Source organism: Pseudarthrobacter sp. S3, from assembly GCF_050156905.1.
Classification (GTDB): domain Bacteria; phylum Actinomycetota; class Actinomycetes; order Actinomycetales; family Micrococcaceae; genus Arthrobacter.
Genome location: NZ_CP189583.1, coordinates 3639228 through 3665043, shown reverse-complemented (window position 1 = coordinate 3665043; position 25816 = coordinate 3639228). Strand labels below are relative to the sequence as shown.

Sequence of the window (25816 nt, the reverse complement as noted above, 5' to 3'; positions counted from 1 at the left end):
GCCAGATCTGACCCCGCGTTGCTGTCGAAGCAACCGTTTGTGACCGGGCCTGTTCCGGCAACCCTTGACTGATGCGTGATCCGGGTCATACCGTTATTTCACTACTCGATACCCATTTTCCGTATTGTGGAAATTGCAACGACGCTCCTTCCGGTCGTTTCCGGCATTAATCACACTGCGGAACACCTGGAAGACATCTTCAAGAAGTGAGACCACGATGCAGACAACCCCGTTGACCGGCGTCGATCCGACACCCGGGCCAGCCGTTGACATTGACCAGGGCAAAGCTGCCCACCCCTCCATGGGTGTCGATGCGCTTTGCGATGCCGCCAGCGCCGCCTCCGGCCGGACCATTAGCCCCACCCTGTACAACATCGACCTGGCCCCGACCAAGCGCGAAGGTCGCCGCTGGACCAGCTACAGTATTTTCACGCTCTGGGCCAACGACGTCCATAGCCTTGGAAACTACGCGTTCGCCATCGGACTCTTCGCCCTCGGGCTGGGCGGCTGGCAGATCCTCCTCGCCCTGGGAGTCGGAGCTATCCTCCTGTTTGCGCTGCTTAGCCTCTCCGGCTTTATGGGCGTCAAGACCGGCGTCCCATTCCCTGTCATGAGCCGGATCAGCTTCGGCATCAGGGGCGCCCAGATCGCCAGCCTCCTGCGCGGGGCGGTGGCCGTGGCCTGGTTCGGCATCCAGACCTACCTCGCCTCCGTGGTGCTCCGCGTCATGCTGGTGGCAATGGTTCCTTCCCTGCGGGAGCTGGACACCAACTCCATCCTCGGCCTGTCCACCCTGGGCTGGGCATCGTTCGTGTTCCTCTGGATTATCCAGTTGGTCATCGTCAGCTTCGGCATGGAGATGATCCGCAAGTATGAGGCGTTCGCCGGGCCGATCATCCTGGTCACCATGGCGGCCATCGCCGTCTGGATCTTCGTGGAAGCCGGTGGCTCCATCGCCTGGGCCGGCGACAACGCGCTTGAAGGCGCCGAAATGTGGCGCACCATCTTTGCCGGCGGTGCCCTGTGGGTGGCAATTTACGGGACGTTCGTCCTGAACTTCTGCGACTTCACCCGGTCGGCGGTCTCCAAGCAGGCAGTGGTCCGCGGCAACTTCTGGGGCATCCCCATCAACATGCTGCTCTTTGGTGCGATCGTGGTGGTGATGGCCGGTGGACAGTTCAAGATCAACGGGACGGTCATCCAGAGCCCTTCGGACATTGTCCAGACCATCCCGAACACACTGTTCCTTGTCCTGGCCTGCCTCGCGCTGCTGGTCCTGACCATCGCCGTGAACCTGATGGCCAATTTTGTAGCCCCCGTCTACGCCCTGACCAACCTCTTCCCGAAGCACCTGAACTTCCGCAAAGCGGCCTGGGTCAGTGGCACCATCGGCCTCATCATCCTGCCATGGAACCTGTACAACAACCCGCTAGTGATTGTGTACTTCCTGGGCGGACTTGGTGCGCTGCTTGGCCCGCTGTTCGGCGTGGTGATGGCCGATTACTGGCTGATTCGCCGCGGCAAGGTCAACGTGCTTGAGCTCTACTCCGAGGACCCGGCGGGTGCCTACTTCTACAAGAACGGCTTCAATCCCCGGGCCATCATCGCCATGGTGCCGGCTGCCGCCATCGCGCTCCTGATCGCCTTTGTTCCGGCGCTGGAAGCCGCCGCCCCGTTCGCGTGGTTCGTCGCGGCCGGCATCGCCGCGGTGGTCTACTACGTCATCTCGGACCGCAGGCAGCGGCTCGACGACGTTGACGGCGAGTCAATCGCCGTCGCCAGCGCCCACTGACGTACCTGTCCCGAATTACCTTTCCCGAAAGAGAAAAGCACCATGCGCATCCTTGTGGCCAACGTCAACACCACTCAGTCCATGACCGATTCGATCGCCGCTCAGGCACGGATGGCTGCGCTTCCGGAGACGGAGATCGTGGGAATCACTCCCCGCTTCGGCGCCGACTCCTGCGAGGGGAACTTTGAGAGTTACCTCGCGGCCATCGCCGTCATGGACGCCGTGGTCAGCTACCCGGAACCCTTCGACGCCGTCATCCAGGCCGGCTACGGCGAACACGGCCGCGAAGGGCTCCAGGAGCTACTTGACGTTCCGGTCGTGGACATCACCGAGGCGGCCGCGAGCACCGCGATGTTCCTTGGCCACAAGTACTCCGTGATCACCACCCTGGACCGTGCCGTTCCGCTGATCGAGGACCGGCTGAAGCTGGCCGGTCTCGACGCCCGGTGCGCCTCGGTCCGGGCCAGTGGCATGGCCGTCCTGGAACTGGAGGAGGAGCCGGAGCGCGCTGTGGAAGCCATCATCGAACAGGCGCTGCTCGCCGTCCGCGAGGACAAAGCGGAAGTCATTGTGCTTGGCTGCGGCGGCATGGCCGGCCTGGATGAGGAGATCCGCAAGCGGGCGGGCGTCCCCGTGGTGGACGGCGTGGCGGCTGCTGTCACGATTGCGGAATCGCTGGTCCGGCTGCGGCTGAGCACCTCAAAGGTCCGGACGTATGCCACTCCGCGGCCCAAGACAGTCATAGGCTGGCCCCTAACGGCGGCGGAAGTACCCGCCGCACCTTAGGCCGCGGTCAACAGCCCGGCCTCAACACAAGGAGCGACCCCATGACTGCAACCCACCGGCCCGTACAACCCCACCGGCCGGCACCGGTCGCCGTCGTGACCGGAGCCGGTTCCGGAATTGGCAGGGCCGTGGCGCGGCTCCTGCTGGCCGACGGCTACCGCGTGGTGTTGGCCGGCCGCCGTGAGGCTCCGCTGCTGGAGTCCGCGGCCGGCCACCGCCAGGCGCTCACGGTGCCCTGCGACGTCACAGTGCCCGACGACGTCGAGCGCCTTTTCGCTGCTGCCGCCGGGACGTGGGGGAGGGTTGACCTGCTGTTTAACAACGCCGGCGTGTTCGGCCCGGCCGCGTCGGTGGATGAAATCAGCATTGCCGACTGGGACGCTGTGGTGGCGGTGAACCTGACCGGCTCGATGCTGTGCGCCGCCGCGGCCGTCCGGGCCATGAAATCCCAGAACCCGCAGGGCGGCCGGATCATCAACAACGGGTCCATTTCAGCGCATTCGCCGCGGCCGCGGACGGTGGCCTATACCGTCACCAAGCACGCCATGACGGGCCTGACCAAGAGCATTGAGCTGGACGGCAGGGGCTTCGGCATCACCTGCGGCCAGATCGACATCGGAAACACAGCCACGGACATCATGGCCACCATCGGTGTGGACTCCGGAGCCCTGCAGGCTGACGGCAGCCGCAGGGTGGAGCCCACCTTCCCGGTGCAGGACGCCGCGCGTGCCGTGCTCCTGATGGCTGGCATGCCGCCGTCGGCCAGTGTGGGCTCGGTGGTGATCACCGCCGCCGGAATGCCGTTCATCGGCCGGGGCTAAGCGCGATGAAACCAACGCGGGGTCAGATGCGGCCCATGTTGCGAGGATTTACGGGCCGTATCTGACCCCGCGTTGTTGTTTCGAGCAGGTGGAGCTGCCCGGGGGTATCGAGGTCTTCGCCGCCGGAGAGGTCGCTGCAGTCCACGAGGTCGATCAGTTCCGGGTGGGCCTGGAGGAAATGGCGTGCCCCGGCGTCGCCGGTTGCAGTGTCGGCGGCCTCAGCCCGGAGGCTGGAATCCAGGAGCAGCGGATGCCCCCGCCGGAGATTTCCGTCCGGGCCACGGTAGGCGGCCGCCGCCACCCGGCCAGGCTGATGGGATGCCAGCATTCTGGCGACGGTTTCTGCCGTCAGGCCGGGCTGGTCCACCAGCGCGATAAGCACATGGTCCTCCGGGGCTGCTGCGGCGACCCCGGCCCGGAACGAACTTCCCATTCCGCCGGCCCAGTCCGGGTTGTCGATGACCCGGTGCCGGCTCAGGTCGGTGGCGGCACGCACCGTTACCGCGTCCGCGCCGAGCACCGCCACTACTTCCCGGCAGCCGCCCGCGAGCAGCACGTCTGCCAGGACTTCAACGAGAGTGCTGCCGCGGAACCGGAGCAACGCCTTGGGCCCGAGCCCCAGCCGCGTCCCGGCGCCGGCGGCTAGCAGCACCGCCGTCGTGCGTGGTTTGTCCAGGTCAGCCATCGCCCCAGCCTATCCAGCCACATGACAAATGACGGCAGTGTTCCCGGGGAACACTGCCGTCAACGTGTGTCTCGACGAGTGAGTCAGGCGTCGCCGCCGGTGCCGCCGGTGGTCCCGGCGTTGACGTCCAGGAGCTTGTAGCGGTCCATCGCATAGGCGGGCACGCCGCCGTCTACCTCGCCGCGCGAAGCCAGCAACTGCAGAGTCTTCACCACAATCGAGTGGGTGTCGTTCTTGAAGAAGCGGCGGGCAGCTGCACGGGTGTCGGAGAAGCCGAAGCCGTCAGCTCCGAGCGACGCGAACTGGTGCGGGAGGAACTGGCGGATCTGGTCCGGGACGGCTTTCATGTAGTCGGTCACCGCCACCACTGGCCCCTGGGCATCGGCGAGCTGCTGCGTGACGAACGGGACGCGGGCGGGCTTGCCCGGGTTCAGGAACGCCTCTTCCTCGGCGGCTAGCCCGTCGCGGCGCAGTTCGTTCCAGGACGTCACGGACCAGACGTCGGCGGAGACACCCCAGTCCTCGGCGAGGATCCGCTGGGCGTCAAGAGCCCAGGGGACGGAGACGCCGGAGGCCAGGATCTGGCTCTTGGGCCCTTCAAGACCCGACGCCGACACCCGGTAGATGCCTTTCAGCACTCCGTTGACGTCGAGGTTCTCAGGTTCGGCCGGCTGGGAGATGGGCTCGTTGTAGACCGTGATGTAGTACATGAGGTTCTTATCGGCTACAGGTCCGGTTCCATCGCCGCTTGCGGCCGGTCCGTACATGCGCTCGATGCCGTCGCGGATGATGTGGCCCATCTCGTACCCGTAGGCCGGGTCGTACGTGAGTACGGCCGGATTGGTGGAGGCGAGGATCGGGGAGTGGCCGTCGGCGTGCTGGAGGCCTTCACCGGTCAGGGTGGTCCGGCCGGCGGTGGCGCCGATGATGAAGCCGCGGGTCATCTGGTCCGCGGCGGCCCAGAAGGCGTCACCGGTGCGCTGGAAGCCGAACATGGAGTAGAACACGTAGACCGGGATCAGCGGGACGCCGTGGGTGGCGTAGGCGGTGCCGGCGGCCGTGAACGCTGCGACCGCGCCGGCTTCGTTGATGCCGGGGTGGATCAGCTGGCCCTGGGCGGATTCCTTGTAGGCCAGGACCAGGTCCCGGTCCACGGACAGATACGCCTGGCCGTCCGGATTGTAGATCTTGGCCGTGGGGAAGAACGCGTCCATGCCGAAGGTCCGGGACTCATCCGGAACGATCGGGACAATACGGTGCCCGAACTTCTTATCCCTGAGCAGGTCCTTAAGCAGGCGTACGAAGGTCATGGTGGTGGCGGCCTGCTGTTTGCCGGAACCGCGCTTGGCAACCTCATAGGTTTTGGCGTCCGGCAGCTCCACCGGAGCGTGGTCCGGCCGGCGCTCGGGGACGAAACCGCCCAGGGTGCGGCGGCGTTCCATGAGGTACTGGATCTCGGGGGAGTCCATCCCGGGGTGATAGTACGGGGGCCGGTAGAGGTCCGCGTCGAGCTGTTCGTCCGTGATGGGGATGCGGAGGTAGTCGCGGAACTTCTTCAGGTCATCGAGGGTGAGCTTTTTCATCTGGTGGGTCGCGTTGCGGCCCTCGAAGTGGGGTCCGAGTCCGTAGCCCTTGACCGTTTTGGCCAGGATGACGGTGGGCTTGCCCTTGAATTCGGTGGCTGCCTTATACGCGGCGAAGACCTTGTGGTAGTCGTGGCCGCCGCGCTTGAGGTTCCAGATTTCATCATCGGAGAGGTCCGCGACCATGTCCTTGGTCTGCGGGGACTTGCCGAAGAAGTGCTCGCGGACGAATCCGCCGGATTCTGCCTTGTAGGTCTGGTAGTCCCCGTCCGGGGTTTCGTTCATGATCTTTACCAGGGAGCCGTCGGAGTCCTGGGTGAGCAGGTCATCCCACTCCCGGCCCCAGACGACCTTGATGACGTTCCAGCCCGCGCCGCGGAAGAACGCTTCGAGTTCCTGCATGATCTTGCCGTTGCCGCGGACGGGTCCGTCGAGGCGCTGGAGGTTGCAGTTGATCACAAAGTTCAGGTTGTCGAGCTTGTCGTTCGCGGCGAGCTGGAGCAGGCCGCGGGACTCGGGCTCGTCCATTTCGCCGTCGCCCAGGAACGCCCAGACCTGCTGGTCGGAGGTGTCTTTGAGGCCGCGGTTGTGCAGGTACCGGTTGGACTGGGCCTGGTAGATCGCGTTCATCGGGCCGATGCCCATGGACACGGTGGGGAATTCCCAGAACTTCGGCATGAGGCGCGGGTGCGGGTAGGAGGAGAGCGCGTGGCCTTCTTTGGACTTTTCCTGCCGGAATCCGTCCATGTCCTCTTCGGAGAGCCGGCCTTCCATAAACGCGCGGGCGTACATGCCGGGGGAGGCGTGGCCCTGGAAGAAGACCTGGTCGCCGCCGCCGGGGTGGTCCTTGCCACGGAAGAAGTGGTTGAACCCGACTTCGTACAGAGTGGCGGCGCCGGCGTACGTGGAGATGTGTCCGCCCACGCCGATATCGGCCCGTTGCGCCCGGTGCACCATGATGGCGGCGTTCCAGCGCAGCCAGGACCGGTACTTCCGCTCGATCTCTTCGTCCCCCGGGAACGCCGTTTCCTGGTCCGCCGGGATGGTGTTCACGTAGTCCGTGGTGGTCACCATCGGAACTCCGACGCTCTGGGCGCCGGCGCGCTGCAGCAGGCTGCGCATGATGTATTGGGCACGTTCGGTGCCCTGTTCCTGAATCAGCGCATCCAGGGACTCAACCCATTCGGCGGTCTCTTCCGGATCACGATCGGGCAGCTGGTTTGTCAACCCGCTGAGGATATGGGAGGTCTCTTCTCCTGCAGCCACGTCCAGCCTCTTTTCATCGTTGAATAGTTGGCTCAAGTTTTCGTTCTGTGAGAAAACTTTATTGCATGTCGAGATTATCTAGGCGACGATCCGCGCGTCAAGGCGAGCAGACAGTCACAATCGGCGGCGAGGGGCTCCAGCGCGCGGCCGCCAAGGGGGTACTGCCTGACTACTCAGCTGCCCCGGTAGGTGGAATACGCGAACGGGCTCAGCAGGAGCGGCACGTGGTAGTGCGGCTCCGACTCCACCACGCCAAACGTGAGGGTCACCTCCGGGAAGAACGTCTCGGTGCCGCTGGCGGCGAAGTACTTGCCTGTGTCGAACGCCAGGCGGTACGTCCCCGAGGGCAGCCGCTCTGGTCCCAGCTCTTTGATGCGTCCGTCCGCGTCGGTGGCGCCGTCGGCGATCCGGACCCAACGCTCGCCGTCGAGCATGTGGAGGGTTACCGGGACCGCGGCCGCCGGTTTTCCGGAACCGGTATCGAGTACATGGGTGGTGACGTGGGAAATGCTCATTTGCCCATCAGTCCTTCGAGTCGGAGCACTGCGATTTCCCGCAACTGCTGGCCAATGATTGATTGCTCTGCTTCGGGGGTGTGAGCGAGCCTGGTGTTGAGGGCGGCCAGGATCTCCTCCCGGCTGCGGCCGGCGGCGCGGATCAGGAACACCTGCCCGAACTTCTCCTCGTAGGCCCGGTTGCCTTCAGCCAGGGCCTCGGCGATGGCCGCGTCGGCCACGCCCAGCCCGGCCTGTTCTGACTGGGACAGCTTGGCTTCCGCGCTGTCGCCCTGCGCCCGCTCGCCGATCCGCGGATGGTGGGCGAGGGCTGCTTCGATCTCTGCCGGGGTGAAGGGATTGGCTGCGTCGCGGCCTGCCGCCAAGAGTGCGTCGGGACTGGAATAGGGCCGAGCGTCGGCGAGCTCGTCGATCCAGCGTTGGATGTCCAGGCAGGGGCGCAGGAAATCGGCGGCCTCGGCGCGGCCGGCCGCGTTGAACTGTTCAAGATGCATGAGGCAAGTCCTCGTGTTTCGATGCTGGCATCCACGGTGTAAGGCTATGCGGATATTTTATTCCGCATCATGGAACTGTTATTTCAGCATATGCAAAAGTCAACCGCACGCACCTGCGGGTGTCAACTTCCGGGACGATGCCGGGAAGTGCCACAACGGAAAGCGGACAACGGCGGGAGGTCCCCGCCGTCGTCCGCTGACGGGCAAACGGTCAGCCGCCCCGCCGTGGTTACCGTGCGGTTACAGCCGCGGCACACATTCCCCGGTTCCCAGCAACGCCAACCCCGCACGGTCGCCATCGCCAAACTCGAACTGCCCGCTGTTTTCCGCATACATGAGCTGCGTGGGATCATCCACGTGGTCCAGTCCCAGGACGTGCCCCAGCTCGTGCATGAGGATCGCACGGATGTGGGCAGGCCCCTCCGGCCAGGCCAGTGTTTCCGAAAGGCCCGGTGCATCGAGGGTCACCTGGCCGGCGACGAACACATAGGGCTCGCCGGCAATGGGCGTATCGTGGGTCCATGGTGCGGACCCTGGCCGATATCGGTGCTGAAGGCGTATTGCTCGCCGGCGCGGGCCGCGCCATTTTGCTGCAGATCGCCAACCCCGCGGTTGGCCATGGCGTCGCCGAGCACAGTGACTTTACTGCCCGGCCGCTGGACCGTTTCCGGGCCACTGTCACCTACGTCTACGCCGTGGTTTACGGCACCGAGGACCAAGTCGCGGCCGTGCGGCGCAAAGTCAATCGGGCCCACTCTGCGGTCCGTCGAAAACCCGACGCCGGCTCCCGCGGGTACAGCGCGTTCGATGCCCAGGCGCAATTATGGGTGGTGGCCACCTTGTACGACACTGCCATCACCGTCTACGAGAAAATCTACGGCCCGCTGGACGACGACGCAGCCGACCTCATGTACAGCGACTACGCAAGAATCGGTACGGTCTTGCAACTGCCGGCGGACCTGTGGCCCGCTGACCGCGCAGCCTTCAGGACATACTGGGACGAGTCCCTTCGGACTCTGGAACTGGACGCCGTGACCGCCGGAGTCGGACGCGACCTCCTGTACCCACTGGCGGGTCCGCTCTGGCTGCGGATGAGCATGCCGCTGATCCGGTTCATCACCGCCGGCCTGCTGCCGGACCACTTGCGAGCCGGTTTCGGGTTGCCGTGGAGCGACCGCCACAGCCGCCTGTTCCACCGCACCACCCGGTGGTCAGCCCTGGTGTATCCGCGGCTGCCGCGGCCGGTCCGGCACTGCGTAAAAAACTACTGCCTTGGCCGGCTCCGCACCTCGTAGGGAACCACTGCGCGGGGAAAACGGACGACGGCGGGAGGTTCCCGCCGTCGTTCGCTTGCCTTCGGGGTTGCTCGCTGTCCATTGCCCCGAAACCGAGCGGTTCCCGGCTTCCGTGAAATCGTACGGACCATCCTCGAGGAATCGAACCGCTTCAACTACGTCAGGTTCACCGTGGCAGGAAACAGCGCGAAGGGGGCTGACATCCTCGCCTGGGAAAAGGTCGCCTTCGGCGGCCAGCACCAAAGACGGCCAGCACCAAAGACGGGAGGACGACGGCGGGAGGACCCGCCGTCGTCCGTCCCTGCCCGCGGCGCCTGGCCCAGCCATGGTGGCCGTGGCAGACCATCTTTCGGCGTTGCCGCAACGAATCCCTGTCATGAACTATTACAGCCAAGCAGCGCAGGAACGGGTTCGGGACGCCGCATACGACGCAGTCGAGAAAGTCCTCAACAGCATGTTCGAACCGTTGAACCGGCAGGCCCTCACGGCTCGCTGGAACCAGGCCTGCGAGGCCATGGCGAAGCACCTGGAAGCGCGGGACAACGGCGAAGAGTAGACGCCCTACTCTCGGTCGCAAATAGGATTGACAGATGATCGAGATCGAAAATTTGAGCTGTCTATGAAGGTCACCACCACAACGCTCCAGATGCTCCAGCCGCCCGCCTGGACGGCGCGCCCGTTGCCCGAGGAGGCACGGCTGGACCGGGCTGATGGAGTCACTCCGGAGTTCGGCCGCTTCCTCTATGGCCTGGTCGGCGGACCGTGGCACTGGACGGACCGGCTCGAGTGGACGCGGCAGCAGTGGGCCGAGGAACTCGCGGTGACCGGGACGGAATTCTGGGTCCTCTATGGTGAGGGCGTGCCGTGGGGGTATGTCCACCTTCAACCCGTCGTGGCCGAAGATGGCACGCACGTGGAGGTCAGGTATTTCGGCCTTTCCGAGGAGGCGATCGGCCGGGGCCTCGGCGGCCTGCTGCTGGAGCACGGCATTACGGCGGCCTGGTCGCTGACGCAACGCGTCGACCTCCCGCAGGTGTCCCGTGTCTGGGTCCACACCTGCAGCCTCGATGGTCCCGCGGCCTTGGCGAACTACCAGGCGCGCGGCTTTGTGCCGTGCGGGACCGAGAAAGAGGACACAGAAGTGGCGGCCGAGCCGCTCGGTTCCTGGGTGGCCACCGGCGGCCGGTAATGGCCGCATAACTGACGCGGGCCACTGACGGTCGCATCTGCTGCAAACGCGCTGTCAGCCGTAGGCTGGAACCGACAGGACGGTGACCGGAAGGGTGACAATGTCGGAGACGATGACGGCGGGGCTGCTGGATGAAGTGATGGCCGAGCTGGCCGTGTTTGAGGACCCGAAGGTGCGCGAGGCGAACGAGAAGCGCGGCGATGACCATGGCGTGAACCTGTCCAAGCTGCGCGCTGTCGCCAAGCGGTTGAAGACGCAGCAGGAACTCGCGCGCGCACTCTGGGCCACGAACGACACTCCGGCGAGGCTTGTGGCGCTGCTGATCTGCCGGCCGAAGGCCTTCGAACGCGACGAGCTGGAGACCATGCTGCGCGAGGCGCGTGCCCCCAAGGTGCACGACTGGCTGGTGAACTATGTGGTGAAGAAAAGCCCGCACGCGGAGGACCTGCGCGTGGCTTGGTCAGCGGATCCGGATCCGGTCGTGGCAAGCGCCGGTTGGGCCCTGACCAGCGAACGCGTGGCGAAGAAGCCCGCGGGGCTCGACCTCCCGGGGCTTCTGGACACCATCGAGGCGGAGATGAAGGACGCCCCGGACCGGCTGCAGTGGGCGATGAACCACACGCTGGCCTTCATCGGCATCGAGCGCGAGGAGCTCCGGGCCCGCGCGCTCGATATCGGCGAACGGCTCGAGGTCCTCAAGGACTATCCGACACCGCCGAACTGCACCTCGCCGTTCGCGCCGAGCTGGATCAACGAGATGGTGAGCCGCCAGGCGCGGGCGTAAGGCTATTGGCCCGGACGCAAAACGGAAGCGGACGACGCCGGGAACCTCCCGCCGTCGTCCGCTTCAGTTTTTGGCTGTGAACCGATCAGGCGGTGGCGAGCTGGCGTTCCTGGTTACGGACGCTGACCGTGAAAGTGTTGGGGCCGCTGCAGTGGACCGCGATGCGGCATTTGGTGGTGTTCGCCTTGACCGAGAGGTCGTGCACAATGCTCTCAAGGGTGTGCTCAATCGCAGACCGGTCCCAGATTTTCAGCGTGATGGAGTCAGTGTTTTCAAACGTCATTGTCAGTACTTTCGCTCATGCAGTTAACGGCTCCGCGTCGTCCTTGAGGGGGCCGCATCCTCGTCGGTGAGGATTGCTGATCTTGGTAGTGCGGGAACGGGGTCCCGATCTCATGGTTCATGCTTGCCGCCGGGATATGCAACAGAAACGGCGAAAGTGTGAGCGATTACACGCCCGCGCCGGCCTTAGTTACTGACGGCTGCGTAAAGGTTCAGGGACGCCGAAAACACCAGCCACGATACGTTCGGCAGCATCAGGACGCCGGCAGTCTGGCTGATGGGTCCGAAGCGCAGGACTGTCAGGACCGCCGTGAGCGTGAGGGCGGCGAGGAGGGACAGGGCCAGCCAGAGCGCCGCTGTCCCCAGCGCGGAGTGCAGGCCGAAGAACGTCATGGGCCAGAGCAGGTTCAGGGCCAGCTGGAGCCCGTACAGCGTGAGTGCGCGGCGGCGGGGGAGGCGCCGCTGCCGCCACACCAGCCAGGCCGCCACGGCCATGGCCGCGTACAGGACCAGCCAGACGGACGTGAACATCAGCCCGGGAGGCGTCCAGGGGGCTTTGTCGGCCAGGGCATACCAGCCGCCCGTAGCCGCGCGGACCGGGAGGGCTCCCACGAACGACACGGACCAGGAGAGCGCGAGGAAGCCGATCAGGGCAGCGATCTGCCGCCGTCGGGACGGCATGTCCGGGGCCGCCGGACCTTGCACTTCGGTGGGGATAGTGGCAGGCACTGACCCACTGTGGGCAATGGTGGGCACCCGCGTCAAACCGGGAGGCTGCCGCGGTGTCTTGACACCCTGCCGCCCCGGGCATATGAAACAACCAAATGGTTGTAGATCAGCTTAGAGATTCGGACGTTTCGCCGCCGTCCAGAGGCATGTAGCGGTGCTGGAACGGGCCTCCCTGGTAACGAAGGAGAAGAGCAGATGGTCCGGATGGGCATGGAAGAGGGCATGCGGGAAGCGGCAGGGCAGAGCGACGCCCTGCTCGCCCAACACGCCCGCGCCTGAACGGGCTGGCGCCTTTCACGCAAAGGCGAGCGCGAAAGGGCACTTGCGGCCCCAGGATCCGAGTCCTCAAGTGTCCTTTCGCGCGTGGTGGTGGTCGCTCCTACGGAGGCGGCGCTGCCGGTTAGTGCGTCAGGTCCTTGCCCTTCGTTTCAGGGATGGTGAACACAAACGCGATGCTGATGGCCAGCAGGACCACGGCGTAGACGTTGAATAGGTTGCCCTGTCCGATGGTGCCGAGCCAGGCCTGCAGGTACGGTGCGGTACCACCGAAGGCTGCAACGCAGATCGAATAGGGGACGCCCACGCCCACCGTGCGGATCCTGGTGGGGAACAGTTCGGCGTAAACGGCCGGGACGATTGCTGCGCTGCCGGCGATGAAGAACAGCATGACGGACATGGTGACCGCAAGCTGCCACGGGGAGTCCTTCAGCAGCCAGGTCATCGGGAAGTGGAACAGCGCGGAGCCGGCGGCGCTCAAGATCATGACCGGCTTGCGGCCGATCCGGTCCGAAAGCTTGCCCCAGAAGGGCAGGGCGGCGATGAACAGTACGTTGGCGATCACGCTGGCCCAGAGGGCCTCTCCGCGGTCCATCTTCAGTACCGTCGAGGCGTAGCTTGGAGTCACCACGCCCCAGATGTAGTAGGACACAGTCAGGCCGACGGTCAGGCCAATCACCTGGAGGGCCTGCTTGCGGTGCTTGTAAATCTGCGGCCACATCGGCTCGCGCTTTTCCTTGGGCGACTCTGCCTCGAACGCCGCAGTTTCCTTCATGCGGGCCCGCATGAACAGGGCGTAGAGGCCCAGGGCGCCGCCGATCAGGAATGGCACCCGCCAGCCCCAGGCGTTCATGTCGGCCGTGCTCAACACGTTGGACAGGATGGCGCCGAGCGTGGTTCCGGCAAGGATGCCCACCGTACCGGAAGTGTAAATGAGCGTTGCCCAGAAGCCGCGCTTTTCCTTGGGCGCCATCTCCGAGAGGTACGTTTGCGACGACGGCAGCTCGCCGCCGTGGGCAAGGCCCTGGATGAGCCGGGCCACCAGCAGCAGGACCGATGCGAAGGCCCCCACGGCTTCGAAGGTGGGGGCGACGCCAATGATCAGGCTGCCCAGGGCGGCGAGGCCCACGGCGAACGTCATGGACGTCTTGCGGCCGATCCGGTCACCGATCCAGCCGAACACGAAGCCGCCGAACGGACGGGCGACAAAGCCGACGGCGAAGATCGCCAAGGTGGCGAGGAAGGCCGACGTCGGATCCGCCTTGCTGAACAGTGCGCTCGCGATGAATGGCGAGAAGGTGGCGTAGATTGCCCAGTCGTACCATTCGACGGCGTTGCCGATGCCTGTGCCGACGAGCGTGCGCAGGTGGGACTTGTGAACCTGGACGTCAGCTGGGGCGCCTGCAGTTGTAGTCATTTCATGCTCCAAGGGGTGAGGGGAGTTCAGTTGGCCGAGGCCAGGGCTGCGATGCGGGAGACGGCCAGCTCTGCGTAGAGCGCGGTTCCGTCGGAGAGCACGCCGTCGTCGAAGGCGGCGTAGGGGGAGTGGTTGAACGCGGTTTCGTTGTGGTCGGCGCCGGGGGCGACGGCGCTGAGCCCGATAAACGTCCCGGGTACCTCCGCGAGCACCCTGGAAAAATCCTCGGATCCGCTGAGTGGAGTGGCCCAGCGGGTGAGGCGCGAGTGTCCAAAGAGGTCTTCAATGGTCTTTTCTGCGGTGCGTGTTTCGTCGTCGTCGTTGACGGTGAGCGGGTACTCGTGGCGGTAGTCGACGTCCACCTCGAGGCCGTGGGCTGCGGCGATGCCCTTCAGCAGGGTGGGAACGGCGGACATCATCCGCTCCCGGGAGGCCTCCGAGAAGGTTCGGATGGTGGCTTCGATGCGCGCCGATTCCGGAATGATGTTTCGCTTAGTGCCTGCGTGGAGGACACCCACCGTCAGGACCACGGGATCGAACATGTCGAACTGGCGGGTGATCATCACCTGCAGGGCGGTCACCATTTCGGCGGCCGCCGTAACGGGGTCCTTGGCTGTGTGAGGGGCCGAACCGTGGCCGCCGGCGCCCAGAACCGTGGCGGTGAGGGCGTCCGAGGCGCTCAGCATCACGCCGGGTTTGGTGCAGAACCGGCCATGCGGTTCCAAGGCGGAAAACACGTGCATCCCATAGGCGGCGTCAACCCGGCGTCCGGCCGCGTCCAGCACGCCTTCGCGGATCATGTGGCCCGCCCCGTCAAAGCCTTCCTCGCCCGGCTGGAACATCAGCACGACGTCGCCGGCCAGATGATCCCGGCGCTCGGACAGGAGCGTGGCTGCGCGGGCGAGCATGGCGGTGTGGAGGTCGTGGCCGCACGCGTGCATGGCGCCGTCGATCTTGGACGCGAACTGGACGCCGGTCCGTTCCTGGACGGGGAGACCGTCCATGTCAGCACGCAGGAGGACTGTTGGTTTTGTTGCCGATGCGTGCGGTGCGGTGCCGCGAAGAACTGCGGTGACCGACGTCGTGCTCTTGCCCAGGGTGATCTCGAACGGCAGGCCGTCTAGGGCTTTCAGGACCTTTTCCTGGGTCCGGGGAAGGTGCAGTCCGATCTCCGGTTCCTGATGCAGCTCGTGGCGGAACCGGGCGATCTCGTCCTGGAGTTCCCTGGCGTCGGTGGTGATCGACATATGCTCTCCTAATTTCTGAACGTTTGGTCAGTAACCCGCTTCCATTGTGAAGTGATGCGGTTCACAAGCGCCGAAATTGCTGGAAAAAACCAAAAGTATGATTGAAATGGCAGGATTCATTCACTGAAGCGTGGAGGTTGACGAAGTGGTGCTAAGCGAGGAAGACCTGGCACTGATCAACGCGCTGCAGATTGCACCGCGGATCAGCTGGTCGGATGCGGCCACGGTGCTGGGAGTGCATGCCACCACGCTGGCCGCACGCTGGGACAGGCTGAAGTTGTCCGGGGCGGCCTGGACGACGGCCCACCTGATTGGAGATCCCAAACAGATGTGCCTGGCGTTGGTGGACGTGGACTGCGAAATGCGGCAGCGGGACGAGGTGACCGCGGCGCTTGCAGCAATCCCCGAAGTGGTCACGGTGGAGGAAGCTGGAAGCAACCGGGATCTTATGCTGACAGTCATAGCGCCCACCTTGGCCCGGTTCACGGAGGAGGTACTTCCGCGGTTAAAGGAGATCCCCGGACTACTGAAGTACCGGACCTCGTTGTGCACCCGACTGCATTCCAGTGGCTATGCGTGGCGGCTCAACATTTTGGACAAGGCGAAGCAAAATGCGCTCAAGGCCTTGGCCGGTCCGGTGGCCACCGGTCCGGCGGCCCCGATGACCGGAGCTCCGCTGCCGCCCAGCCACCTGGATCTGATCCCGTTCCTTGCTCGGGACGGGCGCGCGGGCGCCGCGGAGATTGCCCGGAGCCTGGGCAGGAGCCCGGCGACAGTCCAACGGCAGCTCAACAGGGTGCTGGCAAGCGGGCTGCTGTCCTTCCGTTGTGAAATTGCCCAGAAGCTCTCCGGCTATCCAGTGAGCTGCCAGTGGTTCGTCAACGTGCCGGCGGGCCAGCACGAGGCCGCTGCTGCCGAACTCCGCAGCCTCCGCACTGTCCGGCTCAGCGCGTCCACCACAGGGAGCACAAATTTTGTCATCGTCATGTGGCTGCATTCGCTGGCCGATGTGATGAACGCCGAATTGGCCCTCCAGCAACGCATCCCGCAGATCGAGCTCGTGGAGAGCGTCGTGATCCTGAACACCGCCAAGCGGGTGGGCTGGATGCTGAACCCGGATTCGACGGCGAGCGGCGCCGTTGTGGTCTCGGGCACGGAGCTGCCGGTCCTGGGGCTCCCCTGAGCTTTCGGTGCCAGCCGTGGGTGGCCCTCGTTGAAACCTGTACCGGCCTTCTGAATACTGGAAGTCTGAGAGGATCGGGACGGGCGCGGAGGCGGTGACTGAACATGGGCGGCGAGAGCGCCTTCAGGCGCCGGCTGGAACGGGCTGCCGAGCTCCGGTCCTACCGCGGAGCCGGCATCAGTGCCGAGGAAGAGGCCGAACTCGAGGCCGCCGAGGCCAAGGACCGGGATATTAGCAAGAAGGTGGACGATGCGCGGCGGGCGGAGTACCTGATCCGGGACGCCATGGCACAGGGCAAATTCGACAACCTCAAATACGCCGGCAAGCCGATCCCCGGGCTGGGGGAGGCCTACGATCCTGACTGGTGGGTGAAGGGCCTGATTCAGCGCGAGAACATCAGCGGGCTGGGCCCCAAGGCCATCCTGCTCCGCACCGAAGACGCCGAACTGGACGGGCGGTTGGATGCCCAGTTCACCGAAAAGCAGGTCCGGGACCTCCTCGCAGACTTCAACGCCCGGGTGGTTGACGCCCGGCGCCAGCTCCAGGGCGGTCCGCCCGTCATCACCAAAACACGCGACGTCGAAACGGAGGTGGCGCGCTGGCGCGAACGCCGTGCCGCCCTCGCACAAGACGCACCTCCCGAACGGGAACCGAAGCGTCCGTGGTGGCAGCGGCTCTGGCGCGGCACCACTTAGGAGAACGCACGACGGCGGCGCCACCCGCCGTCGTCGGCTGTCAGGGTCGTCGGCTCCTAGGGTCTTCCGCCCGGGAAGCCGTTCTGAGGCGGAAAGCCCGGAATCTCGGACGCGGGCGGCGGGACGGGCGGCGGGACGGGCGCGGGAGCAGGAGCAGGAGCAGGAGGTGGCTCTGGCACGGGAGCCGGCGGGGGAGCGGGAGCGGGTGCGGGCGCCGGGGCGGGTGCAGGCCTCGGCGCGGCCGGTGCAGGAGTCGGTTTCGGCGGAGCCACCATGGACGCCGGCGGGGCCGGGAACGGGTTCGCCGGGTAGAGCGGGGCGGCCTGGAGCATGTAGTTGACCCACTGCGGCCCGGCGATCATGTAGCCGTCAAGGCGGGGGTAGAACTGGCCGTTGACGGTGACGTTCTGGCCGGGACGGTTTTGGCCTTCCAGCGCATCGCCGAAGAAGGACGCTGTGGCCAGCCCCGAGGTGTAGCCCACCACCCAGGTGGAGCCGTTGTTGTTCGAGGTACCGGTCTTGGCGGCAACGGGCATCAGCGTGTGGATTTTGGGGTTGATCCACACCCCGGAGCCGACCTTCAGCACGTCCTGGAGCACCGCGTTTACGCCTCGGGCAACCTCCGGTTTGACGGCGTCGCGGCAGTCACTGGTCTGGCCGGCGAGTTTCCCGCCCGACACCTCCGTCACCTCAAGTACGGCGACAGGGGAGCAGTACCGGCCATCGTTGGCGAAGGTGGCGAATGCATTGGCCAGGTGGACCGGTGCGACGCCGATGGCCCCGAGCAGATTGCCCAGCTGATGCATGTTGATCTGGGCGCCATCCAGTCCACTGTGCAGCCCCACGCTGTCCACCATCTTCTGGATGCCGCAGAAGTCGAGCTGGGTAGCCTCAGCGAACGTGGCCGTGTTGATGGAGTTGTACAGCCCGTAGTTCACGGGCATGGGACGGTAATAGCCCTCGTCAGCATTCTGCAGGTCATCGGCGGCGCCCAGCTCGGGGTTGTTCTGCGCCGTGCTGTAAGCGCCCAAGACCTTTCCGCAGCTGGAGCGCCACGGGAAACCCAGCGGATACACCCGGCGTGAGGCGTCCACCACGCCGGTCAGCGATTTGCCCTCGTTCAGCCACTCCGCGAACGTGAAGGGCTTCATGGTGGAGCCGGGCTGGAAACCGCCTGCCCCGTTGAGGTCATTGCCTTGAAGATCATGGGAATCCACATTGAAGTTCAGTTGGGTATCAAACTTACCTTCGGCCGGCAGGAATACCGTGTTCTGCGCCATTGCCAGGATCTTCCCCGTGCCCGGCTGGATCGAGACCAGGGACGCGCCCCAGCGATCTGGATTCGCTCCGGCGGTGCTGTCAACCTGTGCCTGGGCCGCCGCCTGGAGCCGGCTGTCCAGGGTGGTGACGATGGTGAGCCCGCCGCGGTACAGCTTGCGCTGGCGCTCGATCAGGGTTGTGCCGAAGGCCGGGTTGTTCAGGATCAGATGCGAAATGTAGTCGCAGAAGTAAGGTGCCATCTGGGCGTTGGCGCAGCCCTGCTTCCCCGGACTGAGCTTGAGCTCGATGGGGGTGGCCGTGGCGGCGTCGTGGTCCGCCTGGGTGATCTTGCCCTTGGCCAGCATCTCGGAAAGAACCTGGTTCCGGCGGCTCGTGGCATGCTCCGGATTGACGGCGGGGTTGTAGTAGCTGGGGCTGTTGACCAGACCGGCCAGAAGGGCGGCCTGCGGCAGCGTGAGATCGGCCGCCGTGGTGCTGAAGAAATACCGCGCCGCCGCCTCGACTCCGTAGGCCTCGCGGTTAAAGAACACGATGTTCAGGTAGCCCTCGAGGATCTGGTCCTTGCTGAATTTCTTCTCCAGCGCAATGGCCAGCTTCATCTCGCGGAGCTTGTCCCCGATGCTCTTCTGGCCGCTGAGGACCACTTCGTCGGTCTTGTCCTGGGACACGAAGGACTCATTGATCACGTTGGTGACGTACTGCTGCGTGATGGTGGAGGCGCCCTGCCTGCCCTCACTCGTCAGGTTGAAGATCGCGGCACGGAGAATCCCTTGCGGGTCGATGCCCGGGTGCTCATAAAAGCGGCTGTCCTCGATGGCCACGATGGCATCCCGGACATAGGGGGATATCCGGTCCAGGGGGATCTTGATCCGGTTCTCGGTATAGAACGTGGCTATTGGCTGGCCGTCTGAGGTGAGGACTTTGGTGGATTGCGACGGCGGCCCAACGATCAGTTCCGAGGGGAGTTCATCGAAGAAACTGATGGAGCTGCTGACGCCGAAGCCCACCGTCGCAACCGCAGGGACCACCAGGCTTGCGGCCAGGACTCCGCACATGGCGCTCGCCGCAAAGAACCCGATGACCCTTCCCAAGGTGGCGGCCAACCGGTGCCTGCGTTTCTTTTGCTGCGCCATTGTTCAGCCCTCGAGCTCGCGACGTGAGAACAGGATACGCCGCCGGGACCTGCGGCAACCAGATATTGGATTAACTGATGCCAAGCCGGTACTTACCGCCCTGTACTTTCGTTCCAGTCCTTGTTTCGCGATACATGCCGATGTATCGTTAAGTATCGGTGAGTAGTTGACCGATAACCATTCATTAAGATAAGGGAAAGGGAGGATGCCACCATGAAAGGCATTCACGACGACAAGTTTTTGGAACCTCCTTTCGGGCGGGGACGGTTTGAACGCGGCAGGGGCAGGCGCGGACCACACGGGCACCGCGGGGGAGGATTCGGCCCGGGCTTCGGTCCGGGGGGCGGGTTTGGTCCAGGCTTCGGTCCGGGTCCCCGGCGGGCAAGCAGGGGTGATGTCCGGTGGGCCATCCTGTCCCTCCTGGCCAAGGCCCCCTCCAACGGTTATGGCCTGATCAAGACCATCGCGGAGAAAACGTCGGGGGCATGGCGGCCCAGCCCAGGGTCGATCTACCCGACGCTGCAGCAGCTGGTGGACGAGGACCTGATTGAGCCCCTCAGCGAGGGCCGGCGGACCGACTTCACCCTCACTGACGCCGGTAAAGCCTACGTGGCCGAGCATGCGGAGGAGCTGGAGAATGCGTGGAACAGCGACGCGGAAGGGTCCGGGCCCGCCTTCCACCAGAGCGTGGGCAAGCTGATGGGAGTCATTCATCAGTTCCGCACGGCAGCCACGGAAGAACAGCGTAATGCTGCGGTGGAAAAGCTCGACGAAACCCGCCGCGCGCTCTACCAGATCCTGGCCGACTGAGCCCGTTCACGTCAGGCTGAACGGGCTCAACCGGAGGCATCAGAAGGCGATCAGTAGCCTCTGTCGTTAGGCGAAGGTGTCTTCCTTGGCGGGAGCGGGAGCCGCAGCAGGTTCCGGCGTCCGGCGGACCAGCGGGTTGAAGTGGCTACCCAGCCCACCGAAGGCGTAGGCGGTCTCGGCATGCTCGGAAAGATCCACGCCTACCATCTCGGCTTCGTAGCTCACCCGGAACCCGATGGTCTTGTTGATGGCCCGGCCGATCACCAGGGTCACGCCACCGGAGAGGGCCACGGTGACCACTACCGCTACGGCCTGAGCCGTCAGCTGCTGGAGACCGCCGCCGTAGAAGAGGCCGCCGCCCTGGCCGTCCACGGGGAGGGCGATGAAGCCCAGGGCGAGTGTGCCGATGAGCCCGGCGCCGAGGTGTACTCCCACCACGTCCAGGGAGTCGTCAAGCCCGAAACGGTACTTCAGGTCAACAAACACGCAGCTGGCTGCACCGGCCACCAGGCCCAGGCCGATGGCGGCCACTGGGCTGATGTTGGCGCAGGACGGTGTAATAGCCACCAGGCCGGCCACAACACCGGAGGCTGCGCCCAGGGACGTGGGGTGGCCGTGGCGGATCTTCTCCGTCAGCAGCCAGCTGAGCATGGCCGCGGCCGGGGTGACCAGGGTGTTGATCCAGATCAGGCCGGCCTGCTCCGCGGTGGTGGCGGCGCCGCCATTGAACCCGAACCAGCCGAACCACAGGATGGCCGCGCCGAGCATGATGAAGGGGACATTGTGCGGGCGGTGGCTGGGATCCTTGGCGAAGCCGTGGCGCTGGCCAACCACCAGGGCCAGGACCAGGGCCGCCGTGCCCGAGCTGATCTCCACCACTGCACCGCCGGCGAAGTCGATGACCTGGCCGAAGACCTGGGTGATGGCTCCGCCGGCGCTCATGAGCCCGCCGCCCCAGATCATGTAGGCCAGGGGGCAATAGACCAGCGTGACCCACAGCGGCACAAACACTGCCCACGCGCTGAACTTGGCACGGTCCGCGATTGCGCCGCTGATGAGGGCCACGGTGATGATGGCGAAGGTGGCGCTGAAACCGGCTTTGATGAGGTCAGGGGAGCCCATGAGGTTCTGCAGCCCGAAGTTGGCGAAAGGGTTGCCAAAAATGCCCAGGATTCCGTCGCCGGTGGTCATGGAATAACCCCACAGCACCCACACAACTCCCACGATGCCGGCAGAGATGAAGCTCATCATGATCATGTTCAGTGCGGCCTTGGCACGCGTCATGCCGCCATAGAAAAGACCGAGTCCGGGTGTCATAAGCAGCACCATTGCCGCCGCGATCATCATCCAGACGTGTTGCGCAGTGATCTCCACCGGTGGGTCCCTTTCATTGATCCTGAATACGGGGACTTTTCTTAGGTGTCCCGTGTATCCCCCGATCAATATTTGCCGCCGCGTGTTTCCGATTGCTCTTCACTAAGTTGCGGACACGTTACGGACCGGCGTCATTCGTGAAGATCGCATGACCGTGATGTTTCGGGCGTGTAAACAGAACCTGTTGAATGACGCTCCGGCAGGAAGCCTTGCGCCCCTGGTGCCAGCGACGGCGGGCGACGGTGCGCGCACGTGGTGAGAAGCCGCCGTCGGGCGCTGGAAATGGCAACGTTTCCTGAAAATGAACGGCGACTCACCGCCGTTGCGGCCGGCACCGCGGGGAGAATTCGCAGGGCCGGGCCGGGGGTCAGAAGGTCCGGGCGTTAGCCAGGACAGGCAGATTGCCGCGGACCTCTGCAACGACGGACTGGTCAATGTCGACGACGGCGAGTTCCGGTTTGCCGCCGAGGGCCATTAGGGCAGCACCCAGGGGAGAGATGACGGCGCTGTGGCCAACGCCGGTGGGAGCCTTGCCGGCGGAGGCGATGCCGACACTTGCCGGATCTCCCTGACCGCTGGCCACTACGAAGGTGGTGCTGTCCAGGGCGCGGGCGCGGACCAGGAGGTCCCACTGTTCAGCTTTGCCCTCGCCGGCTCCCCACGAGGCGCAGACAATGTTGACCTGGGCGCCGGCTTTGGCGTTGGCCGTGAACAGTGCCGGGAAACGCACGTCGTAGCAGGTGGCCAAGCCGAAAGTGGTGCCGCCCACCTCGAAGGTCACGGGGGCTGTTCCTGCGTCGACGGTATCGGATTCGGCGAAACCAAATGCATCAAAGAGGTGGATCTTGTCATAGGAGGTCTCGACGCCCGGGCCGGTGACCAGCAAGGTATTCCGCACCCGGCCGCCCCCGCCCGGGGTGAACATGCCCGCTACCACGGTGATGTCCAGCTCGTGGGCAATGCTGCGGACGGCGGCGGCCCACGGTCCCTCCAGCGGCTCGGCAATGTCCGTTAGGCTGTTGCCGAAGGCGCGCATGGCGGCTTCCGGGAACACCACGAGCTCGGCTCCGGCGGCTTTGGCCCGCGTGGCGTAGTCTCGGATTAGCTCCAGGTTGGCGGCCAGATCGGCGCCGGAGATGATTTGGGCAACTGCTAAACGCATGAAATTACTCCAGTCTGTTGTATACATAATGTATGCGAATAAGTTCGGCTACGTCGGCGTCCGGCCGCGAGAAGGCGTACGCGTACCTGCGGGAAAACATCCTGATTGACCCGGAGGTGCAGGGGAAGTTCCTGAACGAGCAGGAACTGGCCGCGGAGATCGGCGTATCGCGAACTCCGGTCCGGGAGGCGCTTCTGCTGCTCGTCTCCGACGGCCTGGTGGAACTGATTCCGCAGCGCGGTGCCTATGTTCCGCCGGTAACGGGCCGCGAAATGTCGGAACTGATGGAGCTCCGGGGTGTGCTCGAAAGCCATGCCGCCCGCCTGGTTATCGAACAGCGCCGCGTTCCTGCGGAAACGATGCAGGACACCCTGGACCAGCAGGCCCAGCTTCCCGAGGACCTGAACTCGGCGGCTGCGCAGGAGTTCATCCGGCTGGACACCCTCTTCCATCAGCTGCTGATCGACGCCGCGGGCAATGAGCTCATCTCCCGAACGTACAGCAAACTTCATGTCCGGCAGATCCTGATGGGCGTCGCTGCCCTGTTCCGCACCGGTGACCGGCGCGGACAGGTGTGCGCCGAACACCAGGACATCCTCGATTCCCTGGTGTCCGGCGATGCCGCTAAGGCGCAGGAGGCCATTGACCATCACCTGGCCGTCACCCGGGATATCCTGCTCCGCGCCTGATGGAGAGTTTTTGTCCACATAACGCGGGGTAAAAGGCGTTTTGGGTGCATTATGTGGACAAAAACTCCGGCCGGCATAGCTGGCTTCGTCGGTTGAGGTTGCCAGGTGGGCGGGCCCACCTGGGCGTTCCGGACCCCACCGCCCCGCCGGCGCTCTACCCGGTCTCGCCATACCTGGCGCAGCAGGTTTCCGAAGTCCGCGTGCAGCATGCCCGGACCTCCGGGGAAGCTGAATGGGCGCTGGTCAACCTGGACCAGATCACGCTGAAGGGCTGGGTGAGGGAGGGCGAAACTCCGGACGCGATGATCCAGGACAGCCCGCTGGAAGCCCTGCTGACCCCGGGCTACTGGCTGGACGTGCCGACCGAGCGCGGCCTGAATGAGCCGGGGTCGGTCCTCATTTCCGGCACGGTGGCCATGACCAGCGGCGTCAACCGGTTCGCCCGCAGCTGGAAAGTGGAGATGACAGACCCCGTGACCGGATCCACCGTGGACGCCCAGTACGTGGTGGAGCAGATGGCCGAGCCTGTCGGCTGATTCCGCCGGGCAGGCTCACGCTGGGGGTCGGAACTCCCGGTAGCATCATTGCTATGCCCACTGCGCTTGAAATGGCAGGTCCCATTCTGGAAATGATGACCTGGCTGTGCCTTCCGCCGGGGCTTGCCCTGTTGTTCTACTCGGGCATCCTCCGGCGGTTTGTGCACCCTTGGAACATTGCGGAAGCAGTGGTCTATGCGGACGCTACCGGAACGGGCTTCCGCTGGTTTGACCGCAAGTACCAGGTTCACCACGCCCCGATGTCACCCCACGACATCAAGGACCTGGCCGTTGGCGACACCCTGCCGATCTACTACCACCCCAAGCGCCCCACCCAGTGGCAGACCGCAGCGCCCGAATCGGTGGGGTGGACCGCCGTCGTGCTTGGCCGGGTGCTCGCCGGGATCGGCGCCGTGGCGCTTATCGCCGGCTTCCTGCTGCCGATGTTCTGACGTTCAGGGGCTGGACACCGGCAGGCTCACGGCCAACCGGGAATGCGGCCCGCCGCAGGGAGGTTGGGCCATACATGCGACGCATTGGATTCCTTTCGTTCGGCCATTGGGGCCCCGGCCAGGGCTCCCGCACCAGAACCGCCGGCGAGGCCCTGCGTCAGGGCATTGAGCTGGCGGTGGCCGCCGAGGAAGTCGGAATCGACGGCGCGTTCTTCCGCGTGCACCACTTCGCCCGTCAGCAGGCGTCCCCGTTCCCGCTGCTGGCAGCCATCAGAAAATGAAACCGACGCAGACATGGCCCACCGCCACACTGCCCGGTTCCGGAACGCCATCACTGGCGCAGGCGTGGCCGAGGCGGACCCGCGCTACGCCGGCGGTGCCACCGGCCTGTTGCCGGTCCAGCCGCAGTCGCCGGGCCTCGCGGAGCGGATCTGGTGGGGCGCGGGAAGCCGCAGCACCGCCGTGTGGGCGGCCGGCCTGGGCATGAACCTGATGAGCTCCACACTGCTCACCGAGGAGACCGGTGTCCCCTTCGACCAGTTGCAGGCGGAGCAAATCCAACTCTTCTGGGACGCCTGGGCCGCGGCAGGACACAGCCACCAACCGCGTGTCTCCGTCAGCCGGAGCATCCTGCCGATCGTTGACGATGAGGACAACAGGTATTTTGCGGGCAGCGCGCTGCGGGACAGTCGGGACCAGGTGGGCGTCATCGACGGCCTCACGGCATGCTTTGGCAAGACCTATGCCGGTGCCCCTAATCTCCTGGCCGAACAGCTGGCGGCCGACGCCGCGGTCCAGGCCGCGGACACACTGCTGGTGACGGTGCCCAACCAGTTGGGCGTTGACTTCAATGCCAAATTGCTGGGCAACATCGCCCGGCACATTGCGCCCGCCGTCGGCTGGACCCCGGCCCGTTCCTGATCCGGGGCTGATTCCGCTGGGCGATCCGCCCGGAACGTAATATCCTGAGAAGGTGCGGGCCATTGAGGCCCGGTTATCCCTCACGGCCTAGAGAGGCTCACCATGTCCGAAAAACTACACCTGACGCCGGAAGACGAGTTCCCGGAAGATCTTTCCACCGTTCCGGACCGGGAGCTACAGGTTCTGGACAGCCAGGTGCAGCGTCAATTGGACTATGAGTACGTGGCTGAGGGCGAACCAAATCCGGAGACGGAGTTCAGGCACCATGACCTCGATGAGGAATTCGAGGACCGGGACAGCCGCTGACAACCGTCCACCGCCGTCGGTCCGGCCATTCGCGTGACCTGCAGAGGAAACTAGTCAGTGTCCTTAGTAATATTGCTCAAGGAACCATCCATAAGCCACAGCCGTTAGGCTTG

Annotated in this window: 26 protein-coding genes and 1 pseudogene; 15 read left to right on the top strand and 12 right to left on the bottom strand. The window is 65.0% G+C overall.

Translation table 11 applies throughout. The annotated features are described in order from the left end of the window. Positions 1-217: 217 nt before the first annotated feature. The 3 genes from ACQCSV_RS17635 to ACQCSV_RS17625 are packed head-to-tail and all read left to right on the top strand — an operon-like array spanning position 218 to position 3399. Positions 218-1792, top strand: coding sequence for an NCS1 family nucleobase:cation symporter-1 (locus ACQCSV_RS17635; RefSeq protein WP_426938891.1), 1575 nt, complete (start codon positions 218-220; stop codon positions 1790-1792). Positions 1793-1834: 42 nt separating this feature from the next. Then, positions 1835-2578, top strand: a complete 744-nt coding sequence (locus ACQCSV_RS17630; protein WP_354154509.1) for an aspartate/glutamate racemase family protein — start codon at positions 1835-1837, stop codon at positions 2576-2578. 41 nt (positions 2579-2619) lie between these two features. Then, complete coding sequence (locus ACQCSV_RS17625; RefSeq protein WP_426938890.1) at positions 2620-3399, top strand: SDR family oxidoreductase; 780 nt, start codon at positions 2620-2622, stop codon at positions 3397-3399. 22 nt (positions 3400-3421) lie between these two features. Here ACQCSV_RS17625 and nboR read toward each other — a convergent pair whose 3' ends face one another. The 5 genes from nboR to ACQCSV_RS17600 form a co-directional block, all read right to left on the bottom strand. Continuing rightward, positions 3422-4084: a nicotine blue oxidoreductase gene (gene nboR / locus ACQCSV_RS17620; protein WP_426938889.1), complete on the bottom strand. Its 663-nt coding sequence runs from the start codon at positions 4082-4084 to the stop codon at positions 3422-3424. Positions 4085-4167: 83 nt separating this feature from the next. Next, the gene (gene aceE, locus ACQCSV_RS17615; RefSeq protein ID WP_354154512.1) at positions 4168-6933 is read right to left on the bottom strand and encodes a pyruvate dehydrogenase (acetyl-transferring), homodimeric type; all 2766 of its coding nucleotides are present in this window, start codon (positions 6931-6933) and stop codon (positions 4168-4170) included. A gap of 173 nt (positions 6934-7106) precedes the next feature. Further along, positions 7107-7448 carry a hydroxyisourate hydrolase gene (gene uraH, locus ACQCSV_RS17610; RefSeq protein WP_354154513.1) on the bottom strand — a complete coding sequence of 114 codons (342 nt, stop codon included), beginning with the start codon at positions 7446-7448 and terminating at the stop codon, positions 7107-7109. Beyond that, complete coding sequence (gene uraD / locus ACQCSV_RS17605) at positions 7445-7942, bottom strand: 2-oxo-4-hydroxy-4-carboxy-5-ureidoimidazoline decarboxylase (protein ID WP_354154514.1); 498 nt, start codon at positions 7940-7942, stop codon at positions 7445-7447. Before uraD ends, uraH begins: the two co-directional genes overlap by 4 nt. A gap of 240 nt (positions 7943-8182) precedes the next feature. Continuing rightward, positions 8183-8428: a matrixin family metalloprotease gene (locus tag ACQCSV_RS17600; protein WP_354154515.1), complete on the bottom strand. Its 246-nt coding sequence runs from the start codon at positions 8426-8428 to the stop codon at positions 8183-8185. 35 nt (positions 8429-8463) lie between these two features. On the opposite strand from ACQCSV_RS17600, the gene ACQCSV_RS17595 reads away from it, so the two are divergent. The 4 genes from ACQCSV_RS17595 (at position 8464) to ACQCSV_RS17580 (ending at position 11210) form a co-directional block, all read left to right on the top strand. Continuing rightward, positions 8464-9237 (top strand): oxygenase MpaB family protein, encoded by a 774-nt coding sequence (locus tag ACQCSV_RS17595; protein WP_354154516.1) that lies wholly within the window; start codon positions 8464-8466, stop codon positions 9235-9237. A 376-nt stretch (positions 9238-9613) separates the two neighbouring features. Next, a complete protein-coding gene (locus ACQCSV_RS17590) occupies positions 9614-9793 on the top strand; it encodes a hypothetical protein (protein ID WP_282330225.1) in 180 nt (59 codons plus the stop codon). A gap of 63 nt (positions 9794-9856) precedes the next feature. Then, positions 9857-10426: a GNAT family N-acetyltransferase gene (locus ACQCSV_RS17585; protein WP_354154517.1), complete on the top strand. Its 570-nt coding sequence runs from the start codon at positions 9857-9859 to the stop codon at positions 10424-10426. Positions 10427-10526: 100 nt separating this feature from the next. Continuing rightward, positions 10527-11210 (top strand): DNA alkylation repair protein, encoded by a 684-nt coding sequence (locus ACQCSV_RS17580; protein ID WP_426938888.1) that lies wholly within the window; start codon positions 10527-10529, stop codon positions 11208-11210. Between the two features lie 85 nt (positions 11211-11295). Here the strand turns inward: ACQCSV_RS17580 and ACQCSV_RS17575 are convergent, their stop codons facing one another. From ACQCSV_RS17575 to ACQCSV_RS17560, 4 genes are all read right to left on the bottom strand, one after another. Further along, positions 11296-11493, bottom strand: a complete 198-nt coding sequence (locus ACQCSV_RS17575) for a hypothetical protein (RefSeq protein ID WP_426938887.1) — start codon at positions 11491-11493, stop codon at positions 11296-11298. A 185-nt stretch (positions 11494-11678) separates the two neighbouring features. After that, complete coding sequence (locus tag ACQCSV_RS17570; RefSeq protein ID WP_354154520.1) at positions 11679-12221, bottom strand: TspO/MBR family protein; 543 nt, start codon at positions 12219-12221, stop codon at positions 11679-11681. A 400-nt stretch (positions 12222-12621) separates the two neighbouring features. Next, positions 12622-13914, bottom strand: a complete 1293-nt coding sequence (locus tag ACQCSV_RS17565; RefSeq protein ID WP_426938886.1) for an MFS transporter — start codon at positions 13912-13914, stop codon at positions 12622-12624. A 26-nt stretch (positions 13915-13940) separates the two neighbouring features. After that, complete coding sequence (locus tag ACQCSV_RS17560) at positions 13941-15161, bottom strand: M20 metallopeptidase family protein (protein WP_426938885.1); 1221 nt, start codon at positions 15159-15161, stop codon at positions 13941-13943. Positions 15162-15306: 145 nt separating this feature from the next. Here ACQCSV_RS17560 and ACQCSV_RS17555 point away from each other — a divergent pair, with 145 nt between their 5' ends. Both ACQCSV_RS17555 and ACQCSV_RS17550 read left to right on the top strand, forming a co-directional pair. Further along, entirely contained in the window at positions 15307-16344 is a 1038-nt protein-coding gene (locus tag ACQCSV_RS17555) for an Lrp/AsnC family transcriptional regulator (RefSeq protein WP_426939581.1), read from the top strand. A gap of 104 nt (positions 16345-16448) precedes the next feature. Beyond that, a complete protein-coding gene (locus ACQCSV_RS17550; RefSeq protein WP_426938884.1) occupies positions 16449-17039 on the top strand; it encodes a DUF1992 domain-containing protein in 591 nt (196 codons plus the stop codon). Positions 17040-17095: 56 nt separating this feature from the next. On the opposite strand, the gene ACQCSV_RS17545 is transcribed toward ACQCSV_RS17550, so the two are convergent. Next, positions 17096-19453 carry a transglycosylase domain-containing protein gene (locus ACQCSV_RS17545; RefSeq protein WP_354154524.1) on the bottom strand — a complete coding sequence of 786 codons (2358 nt, stop codon included), beginning with the start codon at positions 19451-19453 and terminating at the stop codon, positions 17096-17098. 213 nt (positions 19454-19666) lie between these two features. Here ACQCSV_RS17545 and ACQCSV_RS17540 point away from each other — a divergent pair, with 213 nt between their 5' ends. After that, positions 19667-20263: a PadR family transcriptional regulator gene (locus ACQCSV_RS17540; protein ID WP_354154525.1), complete on the top strand. Its 597-nt coding sequence runs from the start codon at positions 19667-19669 to the stop codon at positions 20261-20263. A gap of 66 nt (positions 20264-20329) precedes the next feature. Here the strand turns inward: ACQCSV_RS17540 and ACQCSV_RS17535 are convergent, their stop codons facing one another. Continuing rightward, positions 20330-21637 carry an ammonium transporter gene (locus ACQCSV_RS17535; protein WP_354154526.1) on the bottom strand — a complete coding sequence of 436 codons (1308 nt, stop codon included), beginning with the start codon at positions 21635-21637 and terminating at the stop codon, positions 20330-20332. A gap of 367 nt (positions 21638-22004) precedes the next feature. Then, entirely contained in the window at positions 22005-22799 is a 795-nt protein-coding gene (locus ACQCSV_RS17530; RefSeq protein WP_354154527.1) for a carbon-nitrogen hydrolase family protein, read from the bottom strand. A gap of 32 nt (positions 22800-22831) precedes the next feature. Here ACQCSV_RS17530 and ACQCSV_RS17525 point away from each other — a divergent pair, with 32 nt between their 5' ends. The 5 genes and pseudogenes from ACQCSV_RS17525 (at position 22832) to ACQCSV_RS17505 (ending at position 25703) form a co-directional block, all read left to right on the top strand. Further along, a complete protein-coding gene (locus ACQCSV_RS17525) occupies positions 22832-23488 on the top strand; it encodes a GntR family transcriptional regulator (RefSeq protein ID WP_426938883.1) in 657 nt (218 codons plus the stop codon). A gap of 53 nt (positions 23489-23541) precedes the next feature. Beyond that, positions 23542-24024, top strand: coding sequence for a DUF2848 family protein (locus tag ACQCSV_RS17520; RefSeq protein ID WP_426938882.1), 483 nt, complete (start codon positions 23542-23544; stop codon positions 24022-24024). A gap of 53 nt (positions 24025-24077) precedes the next feature. After that, a complete protein-coding gene (locus tag ACQCSV_RS17515) occupies positions 24078-24476 on the top strand; it encodes a hypothetical protein (RefSeq protein WP_426938881.1) in 399 nt (132 codons plus the stop codon). A gap of 74 nt (positions 24477-24550) precedes the next feature. After that, positions 24551-25397, top strand: a pseudogene (locus ACQCSV_RS17510) (LLM class flavin-dependent oxidoreductase). A gap of 102 nt (positions 25398-25499) precedes the next feature. Then, positions 25500-25703 carry a hypothetical protein gene (locus tag ACQCSV_RS17505; protein WP_141141640.1) on the top strand — a complete coding sequence of 68 codons (204 nt, stop codon included), beginning with the start codon at positions 25500-25502 and terminating at the stop codon, positions 25701-25703. Positions 25704-25816: the final 113 nt, after the last annotated feature.